Here is a 24,794-nt window from a genome sequence, read left to right as displayed (position 1 = left end):
GAACGGGTTTTTTGGGGCTGGTCGGTTATGGCCAAACATCATACCCCTGTCGACGGTGTGGGGATTCACCGTGCCGCTAGCTCGTCTATCGTTCTGGTAGCCGTCAGCCGAGGCAAGGCGCGGTTAATGATCTGGTCGGCTGTTCAGCTGGCGGGTCAGCGGGTCCTGACGGTAGTAGCGGCAGAGCAGGCCGTAGATGGCCGGGTATTCTTCGGCGACGACATCGGGGACGTCGAAGAAGCTTTCGCTCAGCACGGCGAAAAATTCCGCCAGGTCGGTGCTGGCATAGGGATCGATAGGCGTATCTTCGCCGCTGTCCACGCGCTGGCAGAAGTTGTCATAGGCGTCGGCAAACTTGGCTTGCCATTCCGTTTCCGTGATGCCGGAGTGCAGGGCCGGCATGCCGTCCGGCTCGCCGTTGAGCATGTCCAGCTTGTGGGCGAATTCGTGGATCACGACGTTGTAGCCGTCGCCGGCCATTTGCACGTCATGCCACGAAATGATCAGCGGGCCGCCGTCCCAGGCTTCGCCGGAGAGCACGTCATCGTATTCGTGGACGACGCCGGATTCGTCCTCGATGCGGCGCGGCACGACGAATTCGTCGGGATAGACGACGATGCCGACCCACTCGCGGTAGGCTGCCAGCCCGAGATTGAGGATGGGCAGGCAGCCCTGGGCGGCGATCGAAACGCAGATTTCGTCGGTCAGATCGAGGCCGCCGGCGGTGCTGAATTCCTTCTCGGCGAGAAACGCTTCGGCTTTCATTTTTAGCTCTTTTTTCTCGTTGACCGTGAGATCGTCGAGAAAGGGCAGGGCAGCGACGGTGCTCGCCCACAAGGCGTCGGGAATCTCCGCCACCCTCTTGCCGCGCAGTTTGTCGAGCCAACGCCTCATTTTTTCATCGTCAGCCAGATGCCCGAGAAGATCAGGGCGATGCCGAAATAGTGGTACCAGAACGGAATCTCGCCGAGGAACAGGAAGGAGAGCAGCGTCCCGAAAACCGGCATGAGGTGAATGAACAGGCTGGCCTTGTTGGCGCCGACTTCGGCGACGCCTTTGTTGTAAAAAATGTAGCCGAGGAAGCTCGGGAAGATGCCGACGTAGGCCAGCGCGGTCAGCGAGCCGAGGTGAATATTGATGTGCCGGCCTTGCGCCAGTTCCCAGGCGTAGGCCGGGCCGAGCGCGCAGAGGCCGATGGCGGTGGTTGCGCCGAGCATGAGCATCGGGTGCACGCCGGCCGGGCGCCAGGCCAGGGCGACGGTGTAGATAGCCCAGTCGAGAACGGCAACGAGCATCCAGACGTCGCCGATGTTGAGGTTGAGATGGGCGAGTACGGCCAGGTCGCCGCGCGACACGATAGTCAGCGCGCCGCACAGCGAAATGACGACGCCGATGCCTTCGATCCGCCGCAGGTGTTTGCCGAGAAAGGCCCAGGAGATGGCGATGGTGGCGATCGGCACGAAGGAGTTGAGCAGCGCCGCATTGGTTGCACTGGTGTCCTGCAGGGCGATGTAGGCGAAGGTGTTGTAGCCGCCGACGCCGAGCAGGCCGAGCACGAGCAAGGGGCGCCAGCCTTTTTTCAGTAGCGGCCATTGGGCTTTGAGGTGCGGCAGGGCCAGCGGCAGGATCAGCGCGAAGGCGATGGTCCACCGCCAGAAGGCAAAGCCCAGTGGAGGTATATCGCCGCGGGCGCCGCGGCCGATGACCATGTTCCCTGACCAGAACAGAACGGTCAGGATCAACAGCAGGTAAGGGTTGGCGAACGGTTTTTTCATTGTCGCCGGATTATCCTTGAAACCTCAGTTGGGCGCGGCTGATGGTGCGCCTGGGCGGGATGGCAGGCGCGAAGCGACGACGCAGCAGGCTCATGCCTGCAAGGAGAAGCGACAAAGCCGGACGCCCGACCAGACATGCCAGCGGCCGCGTAGCGCTGTCATCCAACGGGTGAATGGCATCGAAGGCACAAAGGCTCGCATTCATGTGGCAGGTCAAGGATGGATAAGTGGTCAACTGAGGTTTCAAGGATTATGCCTGATCAGGCTGTGGCTCGGGCTGCGTGGCCGGGTTGAGGGCAATTTGGCGCTTGTCATGCCGGCTCCGGGTGATCGGTCTTATAATTGCGTCATGGTTTCCGTCGTCCATTCTGTCGCCTCGCAAAGCGACTTCGAACAGTTCCTGGTCACGTTGGCAGAGGGTTTGGCCCCTGCCGATGCGGAACGTCTAAAATCTGCCGTCGAGTACGCCTGGACCACCTATGGCGAACGCCAGCTGGGCAGCGGCGAGCGTATCTGGTCCCACGCGCTGGGTATGGCGGTGATCATCACCGGCCTCAAGCTTGACGTCGAATCACGCATTGCCGCGCTGCTCTTCGCCATTCCGGCCCAGGACGAGCACGGCATCGCCAGCATCGAAACGCGTTTCGGCAAGCCGGCGGCGCATCTCGTCCAGGGCATTTCGCGCCTCAACAAGCTGCGGCCGATTGCCAAGGGCTTTGTCGCCACCAACATCGAGGCTGGCGAGGTCAATCCGGTCGAGATGAAGGCGCAGATCGAAGTGCTGCGCAAGATGCTGCTGGCCATGGTCGAGGATATTCGCGTCGTGCTGCTGCGCCTGGCCAGCCGGACGCAGACCCTGCGCTTTTACGCCTCGCATCCGGACGACCTGCGCGTTCAGGTGGCGCGCGAGACGCTGGAACTCTATTCGCCGCTGGCCAACCGGCTCGGCGTCTGGGAATTGAAATGGGAGCTGGAAGATTTGTCCTTCCGCTTCATTCACCCGGATACCTACAAGAAGCTGGCCAAACTGCTCGACGAAAAACGCAGCGAACGCGAGCAGTTCATCGTCGATGCCGTGGCCAAAGTGCGCGAGGAACTCGAAGCGGCTGGTGTACAAAATGCCGAGATCTACGGCCGGCCGAAGCATATCTACAGCATCTGGAACAAGATGCGCAAAAAGGGCGTCGAGTTCTCCGAGGTTTATGACGTGCGCGCCCTGCGCATCATCGTCGACGACCTCAAGGAGTGCTACACCGCGCTCGGCATCGTGCACAATTTGTGGCTGCCGATTCCCAAGGAATTCGACGACTACATCTCGAATCCCAAGGGCAATTACTACCGCTCGCTGCATACCGCCGTGCGCTGCCCGGACGGGCGCAGCCTGGAAATCCAGATCCGCACCTGGGACATGCACAAGCACGCCGAGCTCGGCGTCGCCGCCCACTGGCGCTACAAGGAAGGCACCAAGCGCAATGCCGAGGACGACTACGACGAGAAGATCGCCTGGCTACGTCAGCTGCTGACCTGGAAGGACGAAGTCGCCGATAGCTCGGACTGGGTCAAGCACTACAAGCAGGCGGCGCTCGACGAGACGATCTACGTCATCACGCCGCAGGGCAAGGTTGTCGACCTGCCGGCCGGCTCGACGCCAGTCGATTTCGCCTACCGCGTGCATACCGATCTCGGCCACCGTTGCCGGGGCGCCAAGGTCGCCGGCCATCTGATCCCGCTCAACACGGCGCTCGAAACCGGGCAGGAAGTCGAGATCGTCACCGCCAAGGTCGGCGGCCCGTCGCGCGACTGGCTCAACCCGCTGCTCGGCTACATCCACACCAAGAGCGCCCGGGTCAAGGTGCGCGCGTGGTTCTCCAATCTGGCACTCGAAGAAACACTGGGCGAAGGCCGTGGCCTGATCGCCAAGGAGTTGCAGCGGGCCGGCCAGACCGGGGCGAATCTCGAAGAACTGTCCCACAAGCTGGGCTTTGCCAAGGCTGACGACCTGTACATCGCTGCCGCCCGGGGTGACCTCAACCAGCGGCAATTCCAGGCCGTCGCCAAGGGCGGTGATCTGCTGGCCGAAACCCAGCTGCCGGACGAGGTGCTGACCAAACCGAGCAAGCCGGTCCAGGGCAACCAGGGCATCCTGATCGTTGGCGTTGACAAGCTGCTGACGCAACTCGCCCGTTGCTGCAAGCCGGCCCCGCCCGACGAAATCCAGGGCTTCATCACGCGCGGCAAGGGCATTTCGATCCACCGCATGGACTGCCCCAATTTTTCCAATCTCGCCGCCCTGCATCCGGAACGGGTCATTGAAACCGACTGGGGTCTGACGACGACCGGCGTCTTTGCCGCCGACATCATTGTCGACGCCCACGACCGCCAGGGCCTGCTGCGCGACATTTCAGAAATATTCACGCGTGAGCGGCTCAATGTCATCGGCGTCAACACCCAATCCAAGCAGGGTAAGGCGCACATGAGCTTCACCGTCGAGATCACCAATCTGCAACAAATGCAGAAGACGCTGACGCTGATCCACGAAGTCGAAGGCGTCGTCGGCGTGCGCCGCGCCTGAGCGGTCGGCTAACCGGGAGAAAGCATGAAAGGCAACTTTGCAGCCATCGCCTTGATCGCCATCGGCGCCATCGCCCTAGCCGTCAATCTCGACTTGTTTGAGCTGGATCTGGTCGGGCTGATCAAGAAATGGTGGCCGCTGGTGCTGATTGCGCTGGGCATCGGCTTGTTCTTTACGCCGGATGAGGGCGGGAAGCACAGCTGATTCAGCTGCTTGGCTGTGTTGCAGGACCGGCCAAGGGTGCTATCGCATCCCGTAAAATCATTTTGCATGGGCGCGGCAGTAGAATCCAGTTCTTCATCCCTTGTCGTCTGCGTGCGTATGCCTTTGCCTGAAACGCATTTCCTGTTCTGCCGGCCACTTGTGCTGACGCTGACTGCGCTTTGTTTACTCACCGTCGCGCAGACGGCGCCTGCCGCGGAGCTATCAACGTCGGCCCGGTCACGACTGTTTCTGGACAAGAAGGATCCGCCGCCGAAAGTCACGCCCATGCAGTGGGATCAGCCGGAGAATTACGACAGTCCGGCAAATCTGGTCGAGGAGCTGCCCCCGGCTGTACTTGAGCTGTTGGGCTTCACTCCGTTGCGCATCGAGCCGACGCCACCCACGACGCCGCGCGTCCAGGTCATCGCTACCGGTTTGGTATCCGCGGAAAATGGCGTAAAGGCCGGCTTGTCATTCGCTCGCCGCGCCACAGCGGACGGCGTGTGCCGGGTGTTCGTGTCGAAAGAGACCGCTGTCGCCCTGGACGATACAACCTTCGTGCAATGGCATGAGCGGTCCCATTGCGACCGGGGCTACAAGGACAGGGAGCTGGAAGAGAGCAAGGCCAATGTGCAGGGTTACCTGATGATGGCCAAGACGGGGGACCTTTGGTATGCGTGGCAGTCCATCGATAATCGGGCGCGTCTCATTGGCGACAACAAACCGTTTTTTGCGCCCTACCGGTTGGGCTACCGGGTGGCCAGTTCAACCATCCTGCCATTGTTGAAACGGCGCGGAGGACCGAAGCAGGAGCTGGGATACGAGCTCGTCACGCTTCTCTCGGGCATGAGTGAGAGACAGGTCAATGCACTCGCCATGCTGTTGGTGGAAGACGCCAAACGCAAACAACTCGACGGCAAAACCTGGACGCCTTTTACGAATGCGGCAGCGCCTGATTGATTGCAGCCCGTGAGCCGCATTTCAATTTTTGCCGTTATTTCCGGTTGACCGTGGAAGTCTCGATCAACTGGTACCCAGCGTCACCATCAATTCGCCCTGGGCGTTGTGCGGCTTGCTGCGTGTCGAGCGGCGGCGGTGGTAGATGCCCTGGCTGTTCATGTCCCAGCCTTGCTGGTTGTCGGCCAAGTAGAACTTGAGGCCTTCGGTGATGACGCGCTTTTTGAGTTTGGGGTCGAGGATGGGGAAGGCGAGTTCGATGCGCTTGAAGAAATTGCGGTCCATCCAGTCGGCGCTGGAGAGATAGACGGTTTCCTTGCCACCGGCGAGGAAGTAGAAAATCCGGTGGTGCTCGAGGAAACGGCCGATGATCGAACGCACCCGAATCTTCTCGGAAAGCCCAGGAACGCCAGGACGCAGTGCGCAGACGCCACGGATGATGAGGTCGATCTCGACACCGGCCTGTGACGCCTGGTAGAGCGCGTCGATGACTTCCGGTTCGAGCAGCGAATTCATCTTGGCGACGATGCGCGCCTTGCCACCGGCCTTGGCCGTTTCGGTTTCGGCGCGGATGCCGGCGACGACATTCTGTTGCAGCGTGAACGGTGCCTGCCACAGGTGTTTGAGCGTGCGCGCCTTGCCCAGTCCGGTCAGTTGCTTGAACACTTCGCTGACGTCGTTGGTGATTTCTTCGTTGGCCGTCATCAGGCCGAAGTCGGAATAGAGGCGGGCGGTGCGCGGGTGGTAGTTGCCGGTGCCGAGGTGGGCGTAGCGCTTGAGGCCGCCGTCTTCGCGGCGCACGATGAGCAGCGCCTTGGCGTGGGTCTTGTAGCCGACGACGCCATAAACGACGTGGGCGCCGACGTCTTCGAGCTTGGTCGCCCAGCTGATGTTGGCTTCCTCGTCAAAACGGGCCATCAGTTCGACGACGACGGTGACTTCCTTGCCGTTCTGGGCGGCGCGGATCAGCGATTCCATGAGTACCGAGTCGGTGCCGGTGCGGTAGACCGTCATCTTGATGGCGACCACCTGCGGGTCGGTTGCCGCCTGGTTGAGAAACTCGATGACCGGCGCGAAGGACTGGTAGGGGTGATGGAGCAGGACGTCGGTCTTGCGGATGGTGTCGAAAATATTGACGCCTTTGCCGACGACCTTGGGCAGGCCGGGCACGAAGGGGCGGAATTTCATGTCCGGGCGATCGACCCAGTCCGGCACCTGCATGAGGCGGACGAGATTGACCGGCCCATTGACGCGGAAAAGATCGGCCGGCTTGAGGGCAAACTGGGCGAGCAGGAATTCGGCCATCGCCTCCGAGCAGTTGTTGGCGACTTCAAGCCGCACGGCGTTGCCGAAATGGCGTTGTGGCAATTCGCCCTGCAGCTTGGTGCGCAGGTTGGTGACTTCTTCTTCATCGACGAAGAGGTCGGAATTGCGCGTGGCGCGGAACTGGTAGCAGCCGAGCACGGTCATGCCGGTGAATAGTTCGCCGACGAATTCATGGAGGATGGACGACAGGAAAACGAATCCGTACTCGCAGCCGGCCAGTTCCTCGGGCAAGCGGATGACGCGCGGCAGGACGCGCGGCGCCTGGACGATGGCGGCGTTGGAACTGCGCCCGAAGGCGTCCTTGCCTTCGAGTTCGATGGCAAAGTTCAAACTCTTGTTCAGCACTTTCGGGAAGGGGTGCGATGGGTCGAGCCCGATCGGTGTCAGCACCGGCACCATTTCGCGGATGAAATAATTGCGGATCCACTCGCGCTGCGCCTCGTTCCACGTCGACCGGCGCAGGAAGCGGATGCCCTCGTTGGCCAGCGCCGGCAGGATGATGTCGTTGAGGTGCTGGTATTGTTCGGTGACGATGGCGTGCGCCTCGGCCGAGACCAGCCGGTAGGCCTCCTGGGCCGTCTTGCCGTCGGTGGTGACCACGGTGGCGTGTGCCTTGACCTGCTCCTTGAGCCCGGCCATGCGGATTTCGAAGAATTCGTCGAGGTTGCTGGAGACGATGCACAGGAAGCGCAGGCGTTCGAGCAGCGGCATGCGCTCGTCCTCAGCCTGGGCCAGAACGCGCCGATTGAAGGCGAGCAAGCCGAGTTCGCGGTTGAGGTAATTTTCGGTCGGGAAGCGCGGCTTTGGCAGCGGATGGGGCATCACATCATCTCCATGTTTTTTCTGAAGTATAGGCTTTAAGCCCATCATTTTGTTGCATAAAGATTACAGGGAGATGACGTTCTGAGGCTGATTGCCACGGTCAACCGGAATATTTGGCCAAATTCTCAGGCGCGCAGACTGTCGCCGGATTCCGGCGTGATCGGCGGGACCAGTGCGGCGAGCAAGGTGCCCAGCTTGGCGGTGGTTTCGGCCAGTTCGTGCCGGGCGTCGGAGCCGGCGACAATGCCGGCACCGGCCTGCAGTTCGGCCGTATTGCCGGCGAGCAGGGCCGAGCGCAGGGCGACCGAGAATTCGCCGTCGCCGTCCGGTGACAGCAAGCCGATGCCGCCGCTGTACCAGCCGCTGCGTTGCTCGTGGTGCTCGGCCAGCCAGGCTTGTGCGGCGGCGACGGGAAAGCCGCCGATGGCCGGGGTTGGATGCAGGGCACGGACCAGTTCGAACAGCGTTGTCCCCGGGTGGACGGTGGCAGCTACCCGGCTGCGCAGATGGAGCAGTTGGCCGGCCGCGTGTTCGCGCGCCGGTTCGGCAATCGGCGGGTTTTCACAGAACGGGACGAGCGCCGCACAGACTGCCTGAACGACCAGCGCCTGTTCGTGGCGGTTCTTGGTTTCGGACAGGGCCAGCGAACCGGGCCACGAAGTGCCGGCCAGCGCATCGGCATCGACGCGCTGGCCGACGAGGCGGACCAGCCGCTCGGGCGTCGCGCCGACGAAGCTGGGCTGACCATTGCCGTAGGCATAGACAACGCTCGATGGCTGCTGGGCAAGCAGTTGGCCGAGCACCGTGGCGGCCGAAAATGGTGCGTCGGCCTCGATTGTCCGGCTGCGGGCGAGGACGATCTTGTCGACGCGGCCGGCCTCGATGTCGCGCAGCGCGGCATTGACGCGGGCTATCCAGGCCCGTTCGGCCAGTGTTTCCAGGCGGCTTGGGCGTTGTGGCGGGGCGCTGGCGATGGTCGGCGTGGCGAGCCAGTGCGGCCATTCGGCCGCGGCCTGGGCAAGGCGGCCGGCTGGTGCGCTGAGCGTGACTGAGCATTCGCCGCCGACCGATTCGAGCATGATGGCCGGGATGGCGAGCAGGGCGTTGGGCAGTGGCGTGTTGTTGCCGGCATCGAAGGCGAAACCGGCGAAAGCGAAGGCCGGACCGTTGCGTCGCCAGTCACGGCAAAAGCCGGCGAAGGCGTTGTCGAGGGCGGCCAGCCGGTTGGGGCCGGCGCTCGTGACGTGCAGGGCATGGCCGATGGCCAGGCGATATTCGCGATGATCGGGGCGGGCGCGATACCAGTAGGGTGCGTCGGCCGGCAGTAGCGTCAGCCAGTCAGTCGTGCCGCGGTCGAGCAAAAGACGCAGACTGACCGGGGCCGAGGCCGGCGCGCCGGCGGCCAGCGCTTCCAGCCGGGCCAGCGTTTCCGGGGCGCTCAGGCAGCGGCGCAGGGCGTGGATCATCGTTCGGTCTCGGCGGCGAGGCGGCGTAGCGTGGCGCGTTCGAGCTTGCCGGTGGCGTTGCGTGGCAGGCGCTCGATGGCGTGGATTTTTCGCGGCAAGGCGGCCGATGGCAGATGGCGGCGGGCGTGGGCGAGCAGGTCGTCCGGCGCGACAGAGCCGACGACGAGGGCAACGATGAGGTCGCCCCAGACCGGGTCGGGCTGGCCGGTGACGGCGACATCGAGGACGCCGGGGCAGGCGGCGAGGCAGGACTCAACCTCCTGCGGATGCACGTTGCGGCCGCCGCTGATCAGCATGTCGTCGGCCCGACCGAGGATGCTCAGGCGGCCGGTGGCGTCTATGCGGCCGAGGTCGCCGGTGGTCAGCCAGCCGTTCGCATCGATGCCGCTGCCGTCGAGATAGCCGCGCATCACCTGCGGCCCGCGCACTTGCAGGCGGCCGTCGGCGCCGATGCATATTTCATGGCCGGGCATCGGTCGGCCGACCAGTCCTTCGTGCCAGGCGCCGTCGGCCGGCTCGAAAGTGGCGAACTGGGCCGCCGTTTCGCTCATGCCGTAGCTTGGGTAGAGCGGCCAGCCGGTGGCTACGGCCCGGTCGTAAAGCGATTGCGCCAGCGCGGCGCCGCCGATCAGGGCAACGCGCAGGCTGGCCGGTGGGGTGGTGCCGAGGTCGAGGAGCCGGGCGAGCATGGCCGGGACCAGCGAAATGTGCGTGACCGGAAGGGTGGCGAGGTCGGCGGCCACCTGCTTGGCATCGAATCCATCGTGGAGCAGCACGCTGGCGCCGGCCCGGGCACAGCGCCACAAAATGGACTGACCTCCGATGTGATAAAGCGGCAGGCAGTTCAACCACAGATCGCCAGGGTGCAGCGGCAGGCAGGCATTCGAATTGGCGGCAGCGGCGTCGAGCTGGGCGTTGCCGAGCAGCACGGCGCGCGGATTTCCCTCACTGCCACTGGTCGCAATGATCAGCGCAACGTCGGAAAGCGGCTGATTGATTTCCAGGTGCGCATTGCTACGGTCAACCGGAAAAAACGGCCAATTTTGAAAACTGCAGGCGTAGGCATGGCGCGCCAGATGCAGGCTGTCGCCAGCCACGATGATCAGCCCCCGGCGGTTGGCGAGCTGGCTGGCCAGATGACGGCTGTCATCGACCAGTTCGGCGAAGCTGTAGCACTGTGCCACGTGCAACAAGGCGCTGGCGTGCGGATTTTCGGCCGCGGCCTGTTGCAGATGCTGAGCCAGAGAGGTGGGGGCTGCCATACGCGTTCGATTATAAAGAGGCCCAGCCTGCATCATGGCAAGACAGATCAAGAAAATGCCTTACGATAACAGCCTTCGATGGGGCGGCATGCCCCGCGTGGAGACGATTTGATGGAGTTTGGCATGCGTCGGAATGATTGGGGATTTTTGTCGATGAAGGGCCTGGTGATCGGCCTTTGTGTGATGCAGTTTGCCGGCAGTGCGGTGGCCGGAACGCCGGGCGAGATTCCGGTCGGCGCCTTGCTGCCCGAGGCTCAGCTCAACGCCCTGGTCGGCAGCGCTGCGAAGTTATCGTCATTTCGCGGCAAGCCGCTGCTGATCAACGTATGGGCCAGCTGGTGCGGGCCCTGCCGGGCCGAGATGGGATCGATCGAACGCTTGTACCAGCGTTACGCCAGCAAGGGGTTCAACGTTGTCGGTATTTCGACCGACGACGACCACGCAGCGGCGGCCAAATTCGTCAAGGCTTCGGGCGTCAGCTTCCCGAATTATATCGACCGCAATCTGGTCCTCGAAAACATGCTCGGTGCCAACCGCTTGCCGCTCACCGTACTGGTCGACGGCGAAGGTCGGGTCATCAAGAAAATTGCCGGCTCGCGGGCCTGGGACGGCCCGGAGGCGATCAATCTGGTTACGCAGGCTTTTCGCCTGAAGGTGCAGTAGGGCGAAATAAGGCGCTGCAGCGATCAGTAGGTATACATCACGAAGACACCGCCGCCCAGATCCGGGCTGGCGTTGGAATAGCCGGACACAAGATAGCCCTGCAATTTCCAGTTCGGGTCCAGCTTGTGAGTGACGAAGCCGGTTACTTCACGGATAGGTGCGCCGCCATCCTGAACTTTTTGCCGAAAATCGTAGCTCAAGCCCAGCGCACTCGCCTGGGTGGCCCGGAAAGACCAGCCCAGTGAGGCGTAGAACGGGTCTTTCAGATCGACGCCGTCGGGGTCGCCCATTTTCTTGTAACCCAGGGTGCCGAACAGCGTGTGTTTGTCCAGTGTCCGATAGACCTCGGTCTGCACTGAATAGTCGTTTTCGCCGGTGCCCAGTCCCTTGTTCTCGTCGGCCGTGGCCAGCTTGACTTTGGCGCCCAGCTCGACGAGCCAGGGGCCTTGCTGCAGCGCGCTCCAGCTGCCGGACAGCACGATGTCGCCAAGGCCGGTTTCCTTCCTGCGCGTGCCTTGGCCGTTGGTCAGTGTGACCCGGTCGGCACCGGCGCCGGAAACTGTAGAGGGGCCGCTCGTTTCGACGTAGGGAATCGTCGCGCGCAAAGTCCAGTCGCCAGTTTCATATTTCACGCCGAAAGGCATGTAGAGAGTATCCGTGCTTTCGGCGGCACCGTATTTTCCGGTCGAATAGTCGATGCCGGTACTCATGGTCAGGCTGCTTTCAGCGTGGCATGGCAAAACTGACAGAAGGCAGAGAACGGCGAGAATGCGTGTTTTCAAGCGGGTACCTGATGCAATGTAAATAAAACCATGATTCTAACGTGGTCTTATGGTGCGCGGTGAAAATGCCATGTCAATGCCGTTCCCGCCTTTCGACCCGCTCGACCTTCTCAGTCCGCTCGACTTTCTCGGCACGCTCGACTTTCTCGGCACGCTCGACCTTCTCAGCCTTCTCGACCTTCTCGACCTTCTCAGCCTTCTCAGCCTTCTCGACCTTCTCAGCCTTCTCGACCTTCTCGACCTTCTCGACCTTCTCAGCCTTCTCAGCCTTCTCAGCCTTCTCAGCCTTCTCAGCCTTCTCAGCCTTCTCGGCCTTCTCGACCTTCTCGACCTTCTCAGCCTTCTCAGCCTTCTCAGCCTTCTCGGCCTTCTCGACCTTCTCGACCTTCTCAGCGCTCTCGCCCTTCTCCACCCGCTCAGACGTTTCAGTTTTTTCAGTCGATCTTGTCGTGTCGCTGCTATCCGCCTTGGCGGACGAAGCGCTATTGGTTCGTTCGGCGTTCTTTGGCAGGGGAGCACTGCGGTTTTCGCTGCTCGCCAGTTCAAAATGACTGACCACGAGTTGGCCCGAGCGCCCGACCTGGGCGTCCACAAAAATTCGCCGATTCGGTTGCAGGGACTTCATCTGGCTGGCTGTCGCATTGGGCAGCGACAACTCTACCCCGCCAGCCGTGATTTTTCCGCGACCGTCGGAGGTCTGAACCAGAGCCTCAAGCAGGATTCTGCTGGCGCTATTCTTGAACCGGTAGGTCGGATCGGCAGTGACGCTGGTCGGAACCAGTTCGCTGCCCGTCCATTGACCTCTGACCAGGGCTGCGGAGGCGTCCACCGCAGCGCTAACGGCAACCCCGCCGACCCGGGACTGTTTGCCTGAGGTGACGACTGGTCCCAGCGCGCCTGCTTGCTTGAGGTTCGGACTGGGCTGGACACGCGTCGCGACCAAAGTGCCATCGGCACCGGCGAGGGCGCTGATCTTGACGAGTTGGCCGACGGCCAGTCCCTTGCCCGGTCCGCGGGTATTTGACACGATGGCGACGTTTTGCCCGAGGACCTGAATCACTTTGCCGCCGTGCGACAGCTTGGTGATGGGGCCTTCAAGGGCGTTCAGAATGGCGATGTTTCGAGCTTGCAGTCCCTTGGGCGAATTGGTGGCGTCGATCGAGACAACCTGACCGACCGCCAGCTTGTCAGCCGATGACGGGTCGCCGTTTTCGTTGACCGGGACGCCATGGTCGAAATGAACTTCGACCCCGTTGACGCAAACCGAGGCAAATCCGCTGACGACACCGACAATGCCAACCGATGCTCCGTCGGCAACAGGGGCGCCGGTTCCACCGATGCCCCCTCCCTCTTCGCCGCCGAGGGCAGGGGAGCCCGTGCCGCCGATGCCGCCGCCACCCGGTTCGCTATTGTGACCAATTGACTTGCTTGTGGCAGGGCTGCCGGTACCGCCAATGCCGCCGATCCCGTCCCGCGCCTGATGGCTTTTCCCGGGATGCTCGGGATCAACGCAAACCGGACCGGACCATGCGACCAGCGGGAAAGCGGCAACGACGAGCGACAGAAGATAGCGTTTCATTTTTCCGTGGGTGTTTCGCTGGCGTCTGTGCTGTAAAAATAGACGCCGCAGGTGAATCGTTTCTTCGGCCCGCTATTTGGCGAGGCCGGTGACTGCTCGTTGTCGTCCGCTGGCTGGGCTGCCAGGGTGTGCAATTGGGTCAAGGTTTGCATGCCAAGCTTGGCGGCGCGAGCGCGCAATTTTTCGACCTGAGCTTCGGTCAGCGAGCTGTGATGCACGCTGCGCTCGAACCACGGGCTGCTCGTCGTCAGCACGTTGTCTGCCGCCGCCGCTGCGTGATCGCCGAGGTTGTGGCCGTAATACGCCAGTTTTTCTTCGACGCCCTCTCGGGGGACAAAAGCGTTGCTGAGCAGCACGACTTCGTCGGCTTCATTGATTTTGACAACACCCAGTCGCAACCATTCGTCGAGTACCGAGCGCGGACGAATATCCTGGCTGATGCTGGCCACCAATGCCTCAAACGACGCCTCTCCGGCGCCGCGAGCGAGCCGGGATAGCGGACGGGGCTGGCCGTTTTCATCTAGCCACTGGGCTCCGGTGATCCAGGTGGCGACGACTTGCGCGCTGAGCGATATTTTTGGCGGCAAGTTCGCTTCGACATCGGGCAGATCGCGCAAACGTTTGACGTCCTTGCGGTGCACGCCGGTGATCAGGCTGATCCGGCTGTCGGTGGACGCCTTGTTGTCGAGCCGGAAATCGCGTTCCGCCACTTCGACGAAGACGCGTTTGAGGAGCTCGATCGCCATCGGCAACGTAATCTCGTGCGCCAGCATGACGCGGACAATGGGGGACAGCACGCGATGAATCGCGGAGAGAAGAACGGATCGTAGCGGTGAGTCTGACATCAAGGGGTGCCGTTTTTCAGGTGACGAGTCAAAGTGGGTATCTGGATTCAGCTCGTCGCCGGGGTCGTGGGGAGTTTCTGGCCAAGCGCCTTGCGCCGATCTTGCCGGGATCGGCGATCAGTCAGCACCAATCCTTCGCTGGTGCTGTAGGGCGGGAGGAGATCAGGCGACATTCTACGTCCCCGGTGGCGTTTCATAAACAGGGTTTGCAGCCATTCGTCGGCGGATTCCTGGCGCACTTTCACGGCTTTCCTGATGTCATTTGCGGAATAGTTTCCCACGTTTGTCTGTGTAGGTAAAGCGCGGAAGCCTGCCGAACTGCCGGATTCAAACAAAGCAGGCTGGCTATTCACCGTAACGGGTGTCGACCTGGACGCCCATCTTTTTCAGCATCGGTGTTGGCAATTCGCCGCCGGCACAAACGATAACTGCATCATTTGGACGTTCGAGGATGTCATCGCCATGCTTGAGGGCGATGTTGTCCACGCCGATTTCTCGGACCGTGCTCTCGAGCAATTGTTCAATCCTGTTTTCGGCGATGGCCTCGGCCAGCCGTGCCCGGTTTTTCGGCTTGACCCGGTCGAAGGCCTTGCCGCGATAGCTCAGCGTGACGTGCGTGCCGGGCTCGTTGGCGATGTCGAGGGCGGCCTCGAGGGCGCTGTCGCCACCACCGACGACCAGGACGTGCTTGCCGCGGTACTGGTCTGCCTCGATCAGGCGATAGACGACCTTGGCTTGTTCTTCGCCCTTGGCGCCCAGTTTTCTCGGTGTGCCGCGGCGTCCGATGGCGAGCAGCACGCTGGCCGTCGAGTAAGTCGCCTTGTTGGTGCGGACCGAAAAGATGCCATTGACCGGGGTGATTTCTTCCATGCGCTCGCTGAACCGGATGTTGGGCGTGGCTTTGTCGAGGATACCTTGCCAGATTTCCATGAGCTCTTCCTTGCTGATTTCGCGAACCTTGATTTCGCCGATCAGCGGCAGGCGCATGGGTGCCGTCATGACCAGCTTGTTGCGCGGATAGTGATAGGTGGTGCCGCCGAGCGAGTCTTCCTGTTCGACGGTGACGTAGTTGAGTCCCGCTTCTTTGGCGGCTAGCGAGGCGGCAATGCCGGCCGGGCCGGCGCCGATGATCAGCAGGTCGTAATCAGCCTTGCCGTGCGGCCGGCTGGTAATTGCCTTGACGGCATGCGTGCCCTGGCGGATGGCATTGCGGATCAGGCCCATGCCGCCCAGCTCGCCGGCGATGAAAATGCCCGGGATGTTGGTCTGGAAGTCCGGATCGACCTGCGGAATGTCCATGCCGCGCTTTTCCGTGCCAAAGACCAGTTTGATGGCGCCGACCGGGCAGGCTGGTGCGCAGGCGCCATGGCCAATGCAGTGCGTCGGGTTGATCAGCACGCCCTTGCCCTTGATGACGCCCAGCGCTTTTTCCGGGCAGGCCCTGACGCAGGCGCCCGAGCCCATGCAGATCGACAGGTCTACGACGGGGTGCAGCGATGGTGGTTCGGTCAAGCCGGCGTCCTGGGCCTCCTTGAGCACGGCATGGTGGATTGCCGATACCTTCTTTTTGGCGCGCAGGTGAAAGGCAGCGGGAATCAGGATGAGCAGCGCGGGAAGCAGGTAGTAGATCAGGTCGGAGATCATTCGGCGGTGTTCGCAAGTTTGTTTTCGAGGGTACTTAGGGTACTCATCGGATCTTCGCCCGATTCGTGTTCGACGGTGGCGATGCTCACGGTCAACCGGAAATTTTGCCCAAAATTGAAATCCTCGAAGGCTTTCCGGATTTCGTTGGCAACCTTGCCGGCACTGATCTCGGGGGTGTTGGGCAGGAGAATCAAGAACGTGCTGCGATCCCACTGACTCACCGTATCCGAGGTGCGCAAGCGATTGGTGACCGCTTCGGCGCATTGGCACAACTGATCATCCGTCAGGTGATCAGTTTCGAGCGGCGCGATCCGGCAAGCGATCAGCGAGAGCGGCAGGCGGTAGCGGTCGGAAATTGCCGATACGTGGGCCAGCTCGGCCTCAAAGCATTCGGGCGATGGCAGCCCGGTCAGCGCATCGCGCAGGTTCATGGTGGTATCCGGATTCGGCGGCGCTGATCGGTGCGCATAGCGCACGATCATGGCGATCAGGAGCGAAAGAATCAGGTGTTCATCGAGGCGTTCGTGGTCGCTGGCCAGTGGCCAGGTCAGCACGACAAAAAAGCCGCCGAGCAGCAACCACAGGCGGAGCGGGAGTTGTTGGTAGCGCCAGGCCCACCAGGCGGCGACGAGGGGCGCCCAGAACAGTAGCGTCGAGGCCAGTTCCGAGGTTGGCTGGCTGGCGCCAAAGCGTATTCCCAGGCTGGCCACGACCAGTACGTAAATGGCGATGTCGACGGCCAGACCGGCGTTGCGCTCGGCAACCGTCCATCCGGCCTGATGGGCAATCCAGATGAGCAGGAGCGGCAGGCTGACGAGCAAATAAATCAAGCTGGTGCCGGTCGGCCAGAGGCGCTGGAATTCGACGCAGGCAATGACGAAGAGGCCGAGCAGGCCGCCCATTGAGCCCGCAGAGTTGATGCGGCTGACTTTTGCCGACGGTGTGGGGTTTTCGGTCATTGTTGATTTCTCCCGGACGGCGTGCACCTCGCCGAGTAATTTTTTTGGTATTCTTGAATAAGTGTGAAATTTTACCCCGCCACGCTTCAGCCCGATAGTCTGTCGATTGTTCGGGTGCCGGGAGGGGGGGGGCGGCTCGGTGCCGTTAATCAGATTCAGGAATCCATGGATACAAGTGCGCTCGGCCCAATGACGGTGATTTCTCTGGAGGGAGAAGCAAAATCCTCCAGCGAGAAGGTGTTTCGCGGTGCCTGGCGAGTGTCGATCACGCTGCTCGTCGTTCTGCTGGTTTTTCTCGCCTGGCTGGTCCGGACCGGAGAGTTATACGAGTCGAACTCCGATTTTGCCTACAACATCGGCCTGATTGGCGGCCTGCTGATGCTCAGCCTGCTCCTCTATCCATTGCGCAAGCGGATTCATGCCCTTGATCGCCTGGGCAAGATGGAGACCTGGTTCAAGTTTCACATGATCGCCGGGATAACCGGGCCGCTACTGGTACTTTTTCATTCAACCTTCAGAACCGGCTCGCTCAACGGCGCCATGGCCCTTTACGCCATGCTGCTCGTTGCCTCCAGCGGTGTGATCGGGCGTTTCATCTATCGCCATATCCATCGCGGCCTCTACGGAAACCAACTGACCCTGGCTGATGCGTCGGCTGAAGTGAAAGAGTGCGCTGAAAATGTGCGCTCGGTCTTTGCCTTGCGGCCGGATATAGAACCGAGGTTGAAAGCATTCCATGATGCGGCTTTTGACCAGTCGGGATCCTGGCAATCCCGCGCCTGGCGCTTCGTGAGTTTGCGCTGGCGGAGCCGGCGGCTGGCCAAGCAAATTCGCCGCGATGCCAAAAATGCCCTGCGCAAGCAGTTTCGCAAGCAGGGCGGCGGACGCCGGGAAGTGATCGTCAACTATCGTCTGGCCCGCGAGCAGGTCGACCGCTATCTCGATTCCGTCGTCAAGGCTTCACAACTCTCCGTCTGGGAAAGGCTGTTTTCCTATTGGCACATCTTGCACATCCCATTCCTTTATTTGCTGGTTTTTAGTGGAGTCGTCCATGTTATTGCGGTCCACATGTATTAACCGGCTGTTTTCCGGTCTGGCGCTGATCGCCGCTATCGTCTTTGCCGGCGGGGCAGCGGCGCAATCGATCGAAAAAGTATTGATGCCTGGCGAAGTCATTACCGGGCACGCCAAGTACGAACACGAATGCGAACAGTGCCATCAGCGCTTCGACAAAAAGGCCCAAACCAAACTGTGTGTCGACTGCCACAAGGATATTGCCGCGGACATCCGCAGCAAGACACGGCTGCATGGCAAATCCGACGATACCAACTGCCGCAATTGCCACACCGAGCACAAGGGGCGCGGCGCCGATATCGCACCCATCGACAAGAAGAAATTCGACCATTCGAAGACTGACTTCAAGCTGCTCGGCGCCCACCAGGAAAGCAAGTGCGACAGCTGCCACCTGCCCAAGCGCAAATACCGTCAGGCGCCCAAGCTGTGCAATGACTGCCACAAGAAAATCGACGACGAAAAGGGTCACAAGGGCCATCTTGGTACCAAGTGCGAGAACTGCCACAACGAGAAAAAGTGGACAGAAACCAAGTTCGATCACGAAAAAACCAAGTTCTCGCTGCTCGGCGGCAAGCACGCTGACGTCAAGTGCAAGGATTGCCACGAAGACAAGACTTACCAAAAGACGCCGCTGACCTGTAACGGCTGCCACAAGAAGATCGATCAGGAAAAAGGTCACAAGGGTCGATACGGCATCAAGTGCGAGTCCTGCCACAACGACAAGGGGTGGAAGGAGATCGACTTTGATCACGATCACGACACCAAATATGCGCTGAAGGGCAAGCACCGTCAGGCCAAGTGCAACACCTGCCACTTGCCGGAAAAGGGAAATATCTATCAGGTAAAACTTCCCACCAAGTGCTTTGCCTGCCACAAGAAGGATGACCAGGAGAACGGCCATCGCGGCGAACTGGGTGAAAAGTGCGAGAGCTGCCATAGCGAACGTGACTGGAAGAAATCCGATTTCGATCATGACGAAACTGATTTTCCCTTGCGCGACAAGCACAAGGATGCCAAGTGCGACACCTGCCACAAGGGTGGAGTCAGCGGCCCCAAAGCCACGAAATTGAAGGTGGAGACCGCCTGCATCGCGTGCCACCGCAAGAATGACGACGAAAAAGGCCACAAGGGCCGCTACGGCGAGAAATGCGGCACTTGCCATACGGCCAAGGACTGGAAGACCAGCATCTTCAATCACGACAAGGAAACCAAGTACCTGCTCAAGGGCAAGCACCGGGAGACCAAGTGCGATGCCTGTCATTTGCCCGAGAAAGGCAATATCTACAAGACCCGGCTCGAAGAGACCTGCATTGCCTGCCACAAGAAGGACGACAAGCATAAGGGCCAGCTTGGCAACAAATGTGAGAGCTGCCACGACGAAAAGAAATGGAAGGATGCCCCCTTCGATCACAACAAGTCGCGCTTCGCACTGACCGGTAGCCACGCCAAGGTCGAATGCAAAAAATGCCACCTGACGCCGGCCTTCAAGGATGCACCGCTGACCTGTAATGGCTGTCATGAGAAAGACGACAAGCACAAGGGTGGCTACGGCAAGAAATGCGAAACCTGCCACACCACCGGTACCTGGAAAACCTGGGATTTCGATCATGCGACGACGCGCTTCCTGCTTGACGGCGGGCACAGCAAGGTCGAGTGCAAGGAATGTCACAAGGAGTCGAAATCAGGGCCGCGCAAGCCGGGCAGAGCGTGCATTGCCTGCCATGTGAAGGATGACGTTCACAACGGCGCATTCGGCAGCCAGTGTGAGAGTTGCCACGTGGCGGCGAACTGGAAGAAAGTCAGGCGCTAGCAAGATGCATAATTTGTGTGATAAATTCCCTCGTGTTGTTTGTGATTTGTATCAATGCGTCGCCAGATCTACGTTTCCTCAAGCTGGGCAACGAAATTGATTAACCGGTTTAACGAGGTACCCCGCCCGTGAAATATCTTGCTCGTCTACTCCTCGTTGTTCTCGCTGCTACTGCTCTCCTGTTCGGGCAGTGGGGGAGCGCATTCGCGCAGACGCAAGAAGGCGGGGCGCAAAATCTGAGCTTTGATCACAACACCACTGGCTATATCCTCGACAACACGCACAAACAGGTCAATTGCGAGACATGTCACACTTCTGGCGTGTTCCGTGGCACGCCGCGCACCTGCGCTACCTGTCACGCCGGTGCCGGGGCGAGGGCGCCCGGCAAGCCGGCAACCCATATTCCCGCAACGGCAGCCTGCGACGCCTGCCATCGAGCGGGGGCAAGTAGCTGGAGCGAGAAGCCGACCGGATTCATACAGGGGGCTTCCGGGCATGCGATCAATCCGCTACTGGGTGTAACCGCCACCAATTGCCAGACTTGCCATAACGGGGCGTTCATCGGCGCCAATGCGCTGACCAAGCCGGCAACCCACATGCAAACGTCGGCAGCCTGCAGCACCTGCCACACCACGACATCGTGGATGCCCGCCACCAATCCGCATGCCGGCGTGCAACCGGGAACTTGCGCCACCTGCCACAACGGTGTCAATGCGCCTGGCAAGTTGGTTGATCACATTCCGACATCGGCTGCTTGCGATACCTGTCACCAGAATTTCACGAACTTCGTTCCGGCAAGAATGGATCACACGGGCCAGAACGGTCAGTGTTCAACCTGCCACTCGGGACGTTTCTCCTCGCAGAGCGCCCAGAGCAAGCCGGCGACTCATCTGGCGACCGCACAACAATGCGATACCTGCCACCTGTCAACGACATCCTGGGCGGTGGCAACGTTTGATCACGCCAATCGGCCTTCCGGCAGTGTTTGCACGGATTGCCATACGCCTGGTGGCTCGGGCTTGAGCAAGCCGAACAACCACGTACCGACAACGGCGGCCTGCGACACCTGCCACACCAACTTCGTATCGTTCAGCCCCGCACAGATGAATCACAGCGCGACGGCCGGTAACTGTTCTTCGTGTCACAACGGTGCTTTTGTTTCGGTGAATGCTCTCAGTAAGTCCGGGCGCCATATTCCAACTGTGGTTCAGTGTGACTCCTGCCACACCAGTGGATTCGTTTCGTGGTCGCCGGTAAGAATGAATCACACGGGCCTGGATGGACAGTGTTCAAGTTGTCATAGCGGTGGTTACCTGCCCCAGAATGCCCAGGCCAAGACGGCGACACACATTTCAACGACCGCCCAGTGCGACAGTTGTCATGCTTCTACTTCAACCTGGGCGACCGGTGTTTTTAATCACGCCAACGCCAGCCCTGCGGCTGCCGGACGCTGTTCCACCTGTCACAACGGCTCAAACGCACTGGGCAAGTCCATCAACCATATTCCGACGGCGGGGCAGTGCGATAGCTGTCACAACACGTTTACCTCGTTCTCGTCGGTAGCCATGAGCCATGCCGGTACGGCCGGAGCATGTAGCAGTTGCCACAACGGCAGTTTTGTTTTTGCCAACGCACTGGCCAAGACAGGCGTGCACGTCCCGACAGGCGCCCAGTGCGATACCTGCCACACGGGGGGCTTCAATGCCTGGTCGCCGGCGGTGATGAACCATAGTGGCCTGAACGGCCAGTGTTCGACCTGTCATGGTGGCGGCTATGTTTCGCAGAATGCGCTGGAGAAGCCGCTGTCCCACGTCACGACGACTGCTCAGTGCGATACCTGTCACGGGAGCACCACTTCGTGGGCGACGGCGACCTACAGTCATGATGCGTCGGCGATCGGCCGGTGCGATACCTGTCACGGTGTGACGGCGCTGGGCAAATCGGCACGGCATATTCCGACGGTGACGACTGCGGCGAATTGCGGCAGTTGTCACAACAACTATGCTTCGTTCAAGCCAGCGGCGATGGACCACGCTGCTACGGGCGGGGCGGCGTGCTCAACGTGCCACGGCGGCACCTATGTTTCCCAGAATGCACTGACCAAGCCGGCTACCCATATCCAGACGTCGGCAACTTGCGATAGCTGCCACGGAAATGGCAACGGCTTCACATCCTGGGCCTCCGGTTCGTTCAACCATGCTGCGGCATCTCCATCGGTTCTCGGTCGCTGCACCGATTGTCACAACGGTGTCAATGCCCAGAGCAAGTCCGCGGTCCACGTTCCAACCAGCAGTTCCTGCGAAAATTGCCACGGGACGAGCTACAGCGCCTTCAAGCCGGGCAGGATGAACCATGCGGTGACCAGCGAAGCCTGCGCAACCTGCCATGGTGGTGCTTATACCGGCCAGGGGGCCCTCGCCAAGCCGACCAACCACATTCCGGCGACCGGGGCCTGCGATACTTGCCATGGAACAGGCAACAACTTCACGTCCTGGGCGCCTTCCGCTATGGACCACACGGGCCAGACGCAGTGCTCAACCTGCCACGGTGGTGCTTATGTTGCGCAGAATGCCCAGGCGAAACCGACAACGCACCAGCCGACGAGTGCGCAATGTTCTGACTGCCACACCTCAACGACATCGTGGCGGGTGGGGGCCGTGCAGAATCACGCCTTGCTGACGCCACCTGTAGCGATCGGCGATCATTCCTGCAACGGCTGTCACAACGGGACTGCGGGCAAGGGACTCTCCAAGCCGAGTACGCACATTCCGACGACCGGTTTTTGCGATACCTGCCACACCAATTTCAATACTTTCGCCCCGGCCAGTATGAGCCATGCCGGGATTACCAGCGGCTGTACGAGTTGCCATGGTGGCGCCCATGTTTCCCTGAATGCTCTGGCCAAGCAGACCAGTCACATTCCGACCAGCGCTTCCTGCGAAAGCTGCCATGGCGCTACGAGCTTCACGGCCTTCAAGCCAGCCAGCATGAATCATACGGGTACGGGAGGGCTGTGCTCGACCTGTCATGCGGGTGGGTTTGTTGCCCTCAATGCGCTTCCCAAGCCGACAAAACACGTCAGTACGAGTGCGCAATGTGATAGCTGCCATAGTTCGACAACCGTTTGGTCAGGTGCGCGATACCCTCATACAGGCGCAACGGGGACTTGTTCGAATTGCCATGGTCATAGCGGCACCGTTACGGTGCTGGGGGCGTTGGCCAAACCACAAACAGGACACGTGGCGACGACTGCGCAGTGCGATACCTGTCACAGATCGACAACCGCCTGGACGGGGGCAACCTATGCCCACGCGGCAAGCGCGGTCGGCACCTGCTCGAACTGTCATAACGGCACCACTGCACCGGGGAAACCGCTTGGGACGGCGCATATTCCGACAACCGCCCAGTGCGATACCTGTCATAAGAATTACACCGCTTTCAGACCAGCCAGCATGAGTCACGCCGGGACCGCCGGTGCTTGTATCAGTTGCCATGGCGGTGGATATGTCTCTTTTAATGCCCAGGCCAAGCACGGGACACACATTTCGACTTCTCAGTCTTGCGATACCTGTCATGGAACTACAGCCTGGAAGCCGGCAGTCAATTTCCACGCAGGTGTCGTAGCCGGAACTTGTGTGACATGCCATAACGGGACTAATGCAACTGGCAAGAATCTCACTCATATTCCGACAACGTTGGCTTGCGATACCTGCCACAGAACTTCGGATGCGCACTTTGCTCCAGCGCACATGACCCATACCGCCACTATGACTAGCCAATGTTCAAGCTGCCACGGCGGCAACTATGTCGGCGTCAATGCACTGGCCAAGCCGCTGACGCACGTCAGCACGACGGCCCAGTGTGATACTTGCCACAAAACCACTACAACCTGGACAGGGGCGGTCTATACCCACCCGGCCACGGCTACGGGGACTTGCTCAAACTGCCATAACGGCTCTGTGCTGGGAGCGCAAGGCAAGAACGTTGGCCACATCGCGACAACGGCGCAGTGCGATAGCTGCCATAAATCGATGACTGTCTGGACGGGGGCAAGCTATACCCATGCGGCCTCAGCCGTTGGAACCTGTTCCAATTGCCACAATGGGTCGGCTGCTCCGGGCAAAACGACCGGGCATATTCCGACGAGCAGCCAGTGTGACAATTGTCATAAGAATTACACGACGTTCAGGCCGGCTTCCATGAGTCATACCGGAACGACAGGGCTGTGCCTGACATGCCATAACGGCGGATACACGGCGGTCAATGCCCAGGCCAAGAATACCGGCCACCTCGTTACGAACGACTCGTGTGATTCATGCCACCGTACGACAGCCTGGCTGCCGGCCAGTTTTGCGCATACACCGGCCCAGTTGGCAGGCAAGACTTGTGTGAGCTGTCATAACGGTACGACAGCTACGGGCAAGCCTGCACTGCATATTCCGACGTCTGAAGCATGCAGCGTTTGCCACCGTACCGGAGGGACATGGATGCCTCTGATCACACCGTATGCCCATACCGTAGTCGTGGCAGGTTCGTGTGCAAACTGTCATACGACCAGTTATCCGGGCATGTCTTACAAGCCGCTGGCGAATCACGTGCCGACGACGGCCAGTTGTGATGCCTGCCACACCAGGACTAGCTGGACTACCCTCGCTGCCTTCAACCACGTCGGTGCGACGACTTGCCAGACCTGCCATAGCGGAATGTATGTCGGCGTCAAGGGTAAACATACTACTCATATCCCGACCACCCTTGCGGGCTTGCCAGGCAATGAATGTTCGCTATGCCATGTGGGCACGACTTCATTTACGACGGTATCCAGAATGAATCACGGCAGCATCCAGACGAACTGCAAGACCTGCCACTCCAGCACGACTGCTTACGATGTGGGTGGTGCCGAGAAGATCAGGTTGGGTGGCCACGAAGGTTCAAAGGCGACGGATGACTGTTCGCAGAGCAGTTGTCACAAGCCGCTGGGCAGAAAGGGAACTCCCTACACAAAGTGGGACTGATGTTCTCTAGTCCCTTTTCTGGCTTCCATTGATCCCTTAAAT

The 24,794-nt window shown here is 60.6% G+C and carries 17 protein-coding genes; 7 read left to right on the top strand and 10 right to left on the bottom strand.

The genetic code is table 11. From position 1 onward, the window contains the following. Positions 1-123 precede the first annotated feature (123 nt). On the bottom strand, positions 124-894 hold the full coding sequence (locus tag KI613_RS13145) for a M90 family metallopeptidase (protein WP_226400189.1): 771 nt from the start codon (positions 892-894) through the stop codon (positions 124-126). After that, a complete protein-coding gene (locus KI613_RS13140; protein WP_226400187.1) occupies positions 891-1,775 on the bottom strand; it encodes a DMT family transporter in 885 nt (294 codons plus the stop codon). The genes KI613_RS13145 and KI613_RS13140 overlap by 4 nt, the downstream gene beginning before the upstream one ends. A gap of 349 nt (positions 1,776-2,124) precedes the next feature. Between KI613_RS13140 and KI613_RS13135 the strand changes: the two genes are divergently transcribed. From KI613_RS13135 to KI613_RS13125, 3 genes are all read left to right on the top strand, one after another. After that, entirely contained in the window at positions 2,125-4,347 is a 2,223-nt protein-coding gene (locus tag KI613_RS13135; RefSeq protein WP_226400185.1) for a RelA/SpoT family protein, read from the top strand. Positions 4,348-4,371: 24 nt separating this feature from the next. Then, positions 4,372-4,551: a LiaI-LiaF-like domain-containing protein gene (locus KI613_RS13130; protein WP_226400183.1), complete on the top strand. Its 180-nt coding sequence runs from the start codon at positions 4,372-4,374 to the stop codon at positions 4,549-4,551. 117 nt (positions 4,552-4,668) lie between these two features. After that, positions 4,669-5,511 (top strand): hypothetical protein, encoded by an 843-nt coding sequence (locus KI613_RS13125; RefSeq protein WP_226400181.1) that lies wholly within the window; start codon positions 4,669-4,671, stop codon positions 5,509-5,511. Positions 5,512-5,574: 63 nt separating this feature from the next. Here KI613_RS13125 and ppk1 read toward each other — a convergent pair whose 3' ends face one another. The 3 genes from ppk1 to KI613_RS13110 all read right to left on the bottom strand — a co-directional run bounded on the left by ppk1 (position 5,575) and on the right by KI613_RS13110 (position 10,384). Further along, positions 5,575-7,656, bottom strand: a complete 2,082-nt coding sequence (ppk1, locus tag KI613_RS13120; RefSeq protein WP_226400179.1) for a polyphosphate kinase 1 — start codon at positions 7,654-7,656, stop codon at positions 5,575-5,577. Between the two features lie 125 nt (positions 7,657-7,781). After that, positions 7,782-9,122 carry an isochorismate synthase gene (locus KI613_RS13115; protein WP_226400177.1) on the bottom strand — a complete coding sequence of 447 codons (1,341 nt, stop codon included), beginning with the start codon at positions 9,120-9,122 and terminating at the stop codon, positions 7,782-7,784. Next, the gene (locus KI613_RS13110) at positions 9,119-10,384 is read right to left on the bottom strand and encodes a class I adenylate-forming enzyme family protein (protein ID WP_226400175.1); all 1,266 of its coding nucleotides are present in this window, start codon (positions 10,382-10,384) and stop codon (positions 9,119-9,121) included. The genes KI613_RS13115 and KI613_RS13110 overlap by 4 nt, the downstream gene beginning before the upstream one ends. 123 nt (positions 10,385-10,507) lie before the next feature. Between KI613_RS13110 and KI613_RS13105 the strand changes: the two genes are divergently transcribed. After that, the gene (locus KI613_RS13105; protein ID WP_226400173.1) at positions 10,508-11,047 is read left to right on the top strand and encodes a TlpA family protein disulfide reductase; all 540 of its coding nucleotides are present in this window, start codon (positions 10,508-10,510) and stop codon (positions 11,045-11,047) included. A 23-nt stretch (positions 11,048-11,070) separates the two neighbouring features. On the opposite strand, the gene KI613_RS13100 is transcribed toward KI613_RS13105, so the two are convergent. The 5 genes from KI613_RS13100 to KI613_RS13080 all read right to left on the bottom strand — a co-directional run bounded on the left by KI613_RS13100 (position 11,071) and on the right by KI613_RS13080 (position 16,856). Continuing rightward, positions 11,071-11,757, bottom strand: a complete 687-nt coding sequence (locus KI613_RS13100) for a hypothetical protein (RefSeq protein WP_226400171.1) — start codon at positions 11,755-11,757, stop codon at positions 11,071-11,073. Positions 11,758-11,902: 145 nt separating this feature from the next. Beyond that, entirely contained in the window at positions 11,903-13,408 is a 1,506-nt protein-coding gene (locus tag KI613_RS13095; RefSeq protein ID WP_226400169.1) for a DUF5666 domain-containing protein, read from the bottom strand. Next, the gene (locus KI613_RS13090) at positions 13,405-14,205 is read right to left on the bottom strand and encodes a DUF6502 family protein (protein ID WP_404826925.1); all 801 of its coding nucleotides are present in this window, start codon (positions 14,203-14,205) and stop codon (positions 13,405-13,407) included. Before KI613_RS13090 ends, KI613_RS13095 begins: the two co-directional genes overlap by 4 nt. A gap of 393 nt (positions 14,206-14,598) precedes the next feature. Beyond that, the gene (locus KI613_RS13085) at positions 14,599-15,897 is read right to left on the bottom strand and encodes an NAD(P)-binding domain-containing protein (RefSeq protein WP_226400166.1); all 1,299 of its coding nucleotides are present in this window, start codon (positions 15,895-15,897) and stop codon (positions 14,599-14,601) included. Beyond that, positions 15,894-16,856, bottom strand: coding sequence for a GGDEF domain-containing protein (locus KI613_RS13080; RefSeq protein WP_226400164.1), 963 nt, complete (start codon positions 16,854-16,856; stop codon positions 15,894-15,896). Before KI613_RS13080 ends, KI613_RS13085 begins: the two co-directional genes overlap by 4 nt. Before the next feature lie 165 nt (positions 16,857-17,021). Here KI613_RS13080 and KI613_RS13075 point away from each other — a divergent pair, with 165 nt between their 5' ends. The 3 genes from KI613_RS13075 (at position 17,022) to KI613_RS13065 (ending at position 24,752) form a co-directional block, all read left to right on the top strand. After that, positions 17,022-17,933: a hypothetical protein gene (locus KI613_RS13075; RefSeq protein WP_226400158.1), complete on the top strand. Its 912-nt coding sequence runs from the start codon at positions 17,022-17,024 to the stop codon at positions 17,931-17,933. Then, positions 17,908-19,740: a cytochrome c3 family protein gene (locus tag KI613_RS13070; protein WP_226400157.1), complete on the top strand. Its 1,833-nt coding sequence runs from the start codon at positions 17,908-17,910 to the stop codon at positions 19,738-19,740. The genes KI613_RS13075 and KI613_RS13070 overlap by 26 nt, the downstream gene beginning before the upstream one ends. Positions 19,741-19,868: 128 nt before the next feature. Then, entirely contained in the window at positions 19,869-24,752 is a 4,884-nt protein-coding gene (locus KI613_RS13065; RefSeq protein WP_226400156.1) for a cytochrome c3 family protein, read from the top strand. Positions 24,753-24,794: the final 42 nt, after the last annotated feature.

The sequence above is a fragment of the Ferribacterium limneticum genome (assembly GCF_020510585.1).
GTDB lineage: Bacteria > Pseudomonadota > Gammaproteobacteria > Burkholderiales > Rhodocyclaceae > Azonexus.
This window is presented reverse-complemented; position numbering and strand designations above follow the sequence as displayed.

Coding starts and splice junctions, on each gene's coding strand:
- KI613_RS13145 (WP_226400189.1), bottom strand. CDS start 894: ATGAGGCGTTGGCTCGACAAACTGCGCGGCAAGAGGGTGGCGGAGATT.
- KI613_RS13140 (WP_226400187.1), bottom strand. CDS start 1,775: ATGAAAAAACCGTTCGCCAACCCTTACCTGCTGTTGATCCTGACCGTT.
- KI613_RS13135 (WP_226400185.1), top strand. CDS start 2,125: ATGGTTTCCGTCGTCCATTCTGTCGCCTCGCAAAGCGACTTCGAACAG.
- KI613_RS13130 (WP_226400183.1), top strand. CDS start 4,372: ATGAAAGGCAACTTTGCAGCCATCGCCTTGATCGCCATCGGCGCCATC.
- KI613_RS13125 (WP_226400181.1), top strand. CDS start 4,669: ATGCCTTTGCCTGAAACGCATTTCCTGTTCTGCCGGCCACTTGTGCTG.
- ppk1 (WP_226400179.1), bottom strand. CDS start 7,656: ATGCCCCATCCGCTGCCAAAGCCGCGCTTCCCGACCGAAAATTACCTC.
- KI613_RS13115 (WP_226400177.1), bottom strand. CDS start 9,122: ATGATCCACGCCCTGCGCCGCTGCCTGAGCGCCCCGGAAACGCTGGCC.
- KI613_RS13110 (WP_226400175.1), bottom strand. CDS start 10,384: ATGGCAGCCCCCACCTCTCTGGCTCAGCATCTGCAACAGGCCGCGGCC.
- KI613_RS13105 (WP_226400173.1), top strand. CDS start 10,508: ATGCGTCGGAATGATTGGGGATTTTTGTCGATGAAGGGCCTGGTGATC.
- KI613_RS13100 (WP_226400171.1), bottom strand. CDS start 11,757: ATGAGTACCGGCATCGACTATTCGACCGGAAAATACGGTGCCGCCGAA.
- KI613_RS13095 (WP_226400169.1), bottom strand. CDS start 13,408: ATGAAACGCTATCTTCTGTCGCTCGTCGTTGCCGCTTTCCCGCTGGTC.
- KI613_RS13085 (WP_226400166.1), bottom strand. CDS start 15,897: ATGATCTCCGACCTGATCTACTACCTGCTTCCCGCGCTGCTCATCCTG.
- KI613_RS13080 (WP_226400164.1), bottom strand. CDS start 16,856: ATGACCGAAAACCCCACACCGTCGGCAAAAGTCAGCCGCATCAACTCT.
- KI613_RS13075 (WP_226400158.1), top strand. CDS start 17,022: ATGGATACAAGTGCGCTCGGCCCAATGACGGTGATTTCTCTGGAGGGA.
- KI613_RS13070 (WP_226400157.1), top strand. CDS start 17,908: ATGTTATTGCGGTCCACATGTATTAACCGGCTGTTTTCCGGTCTGGCG.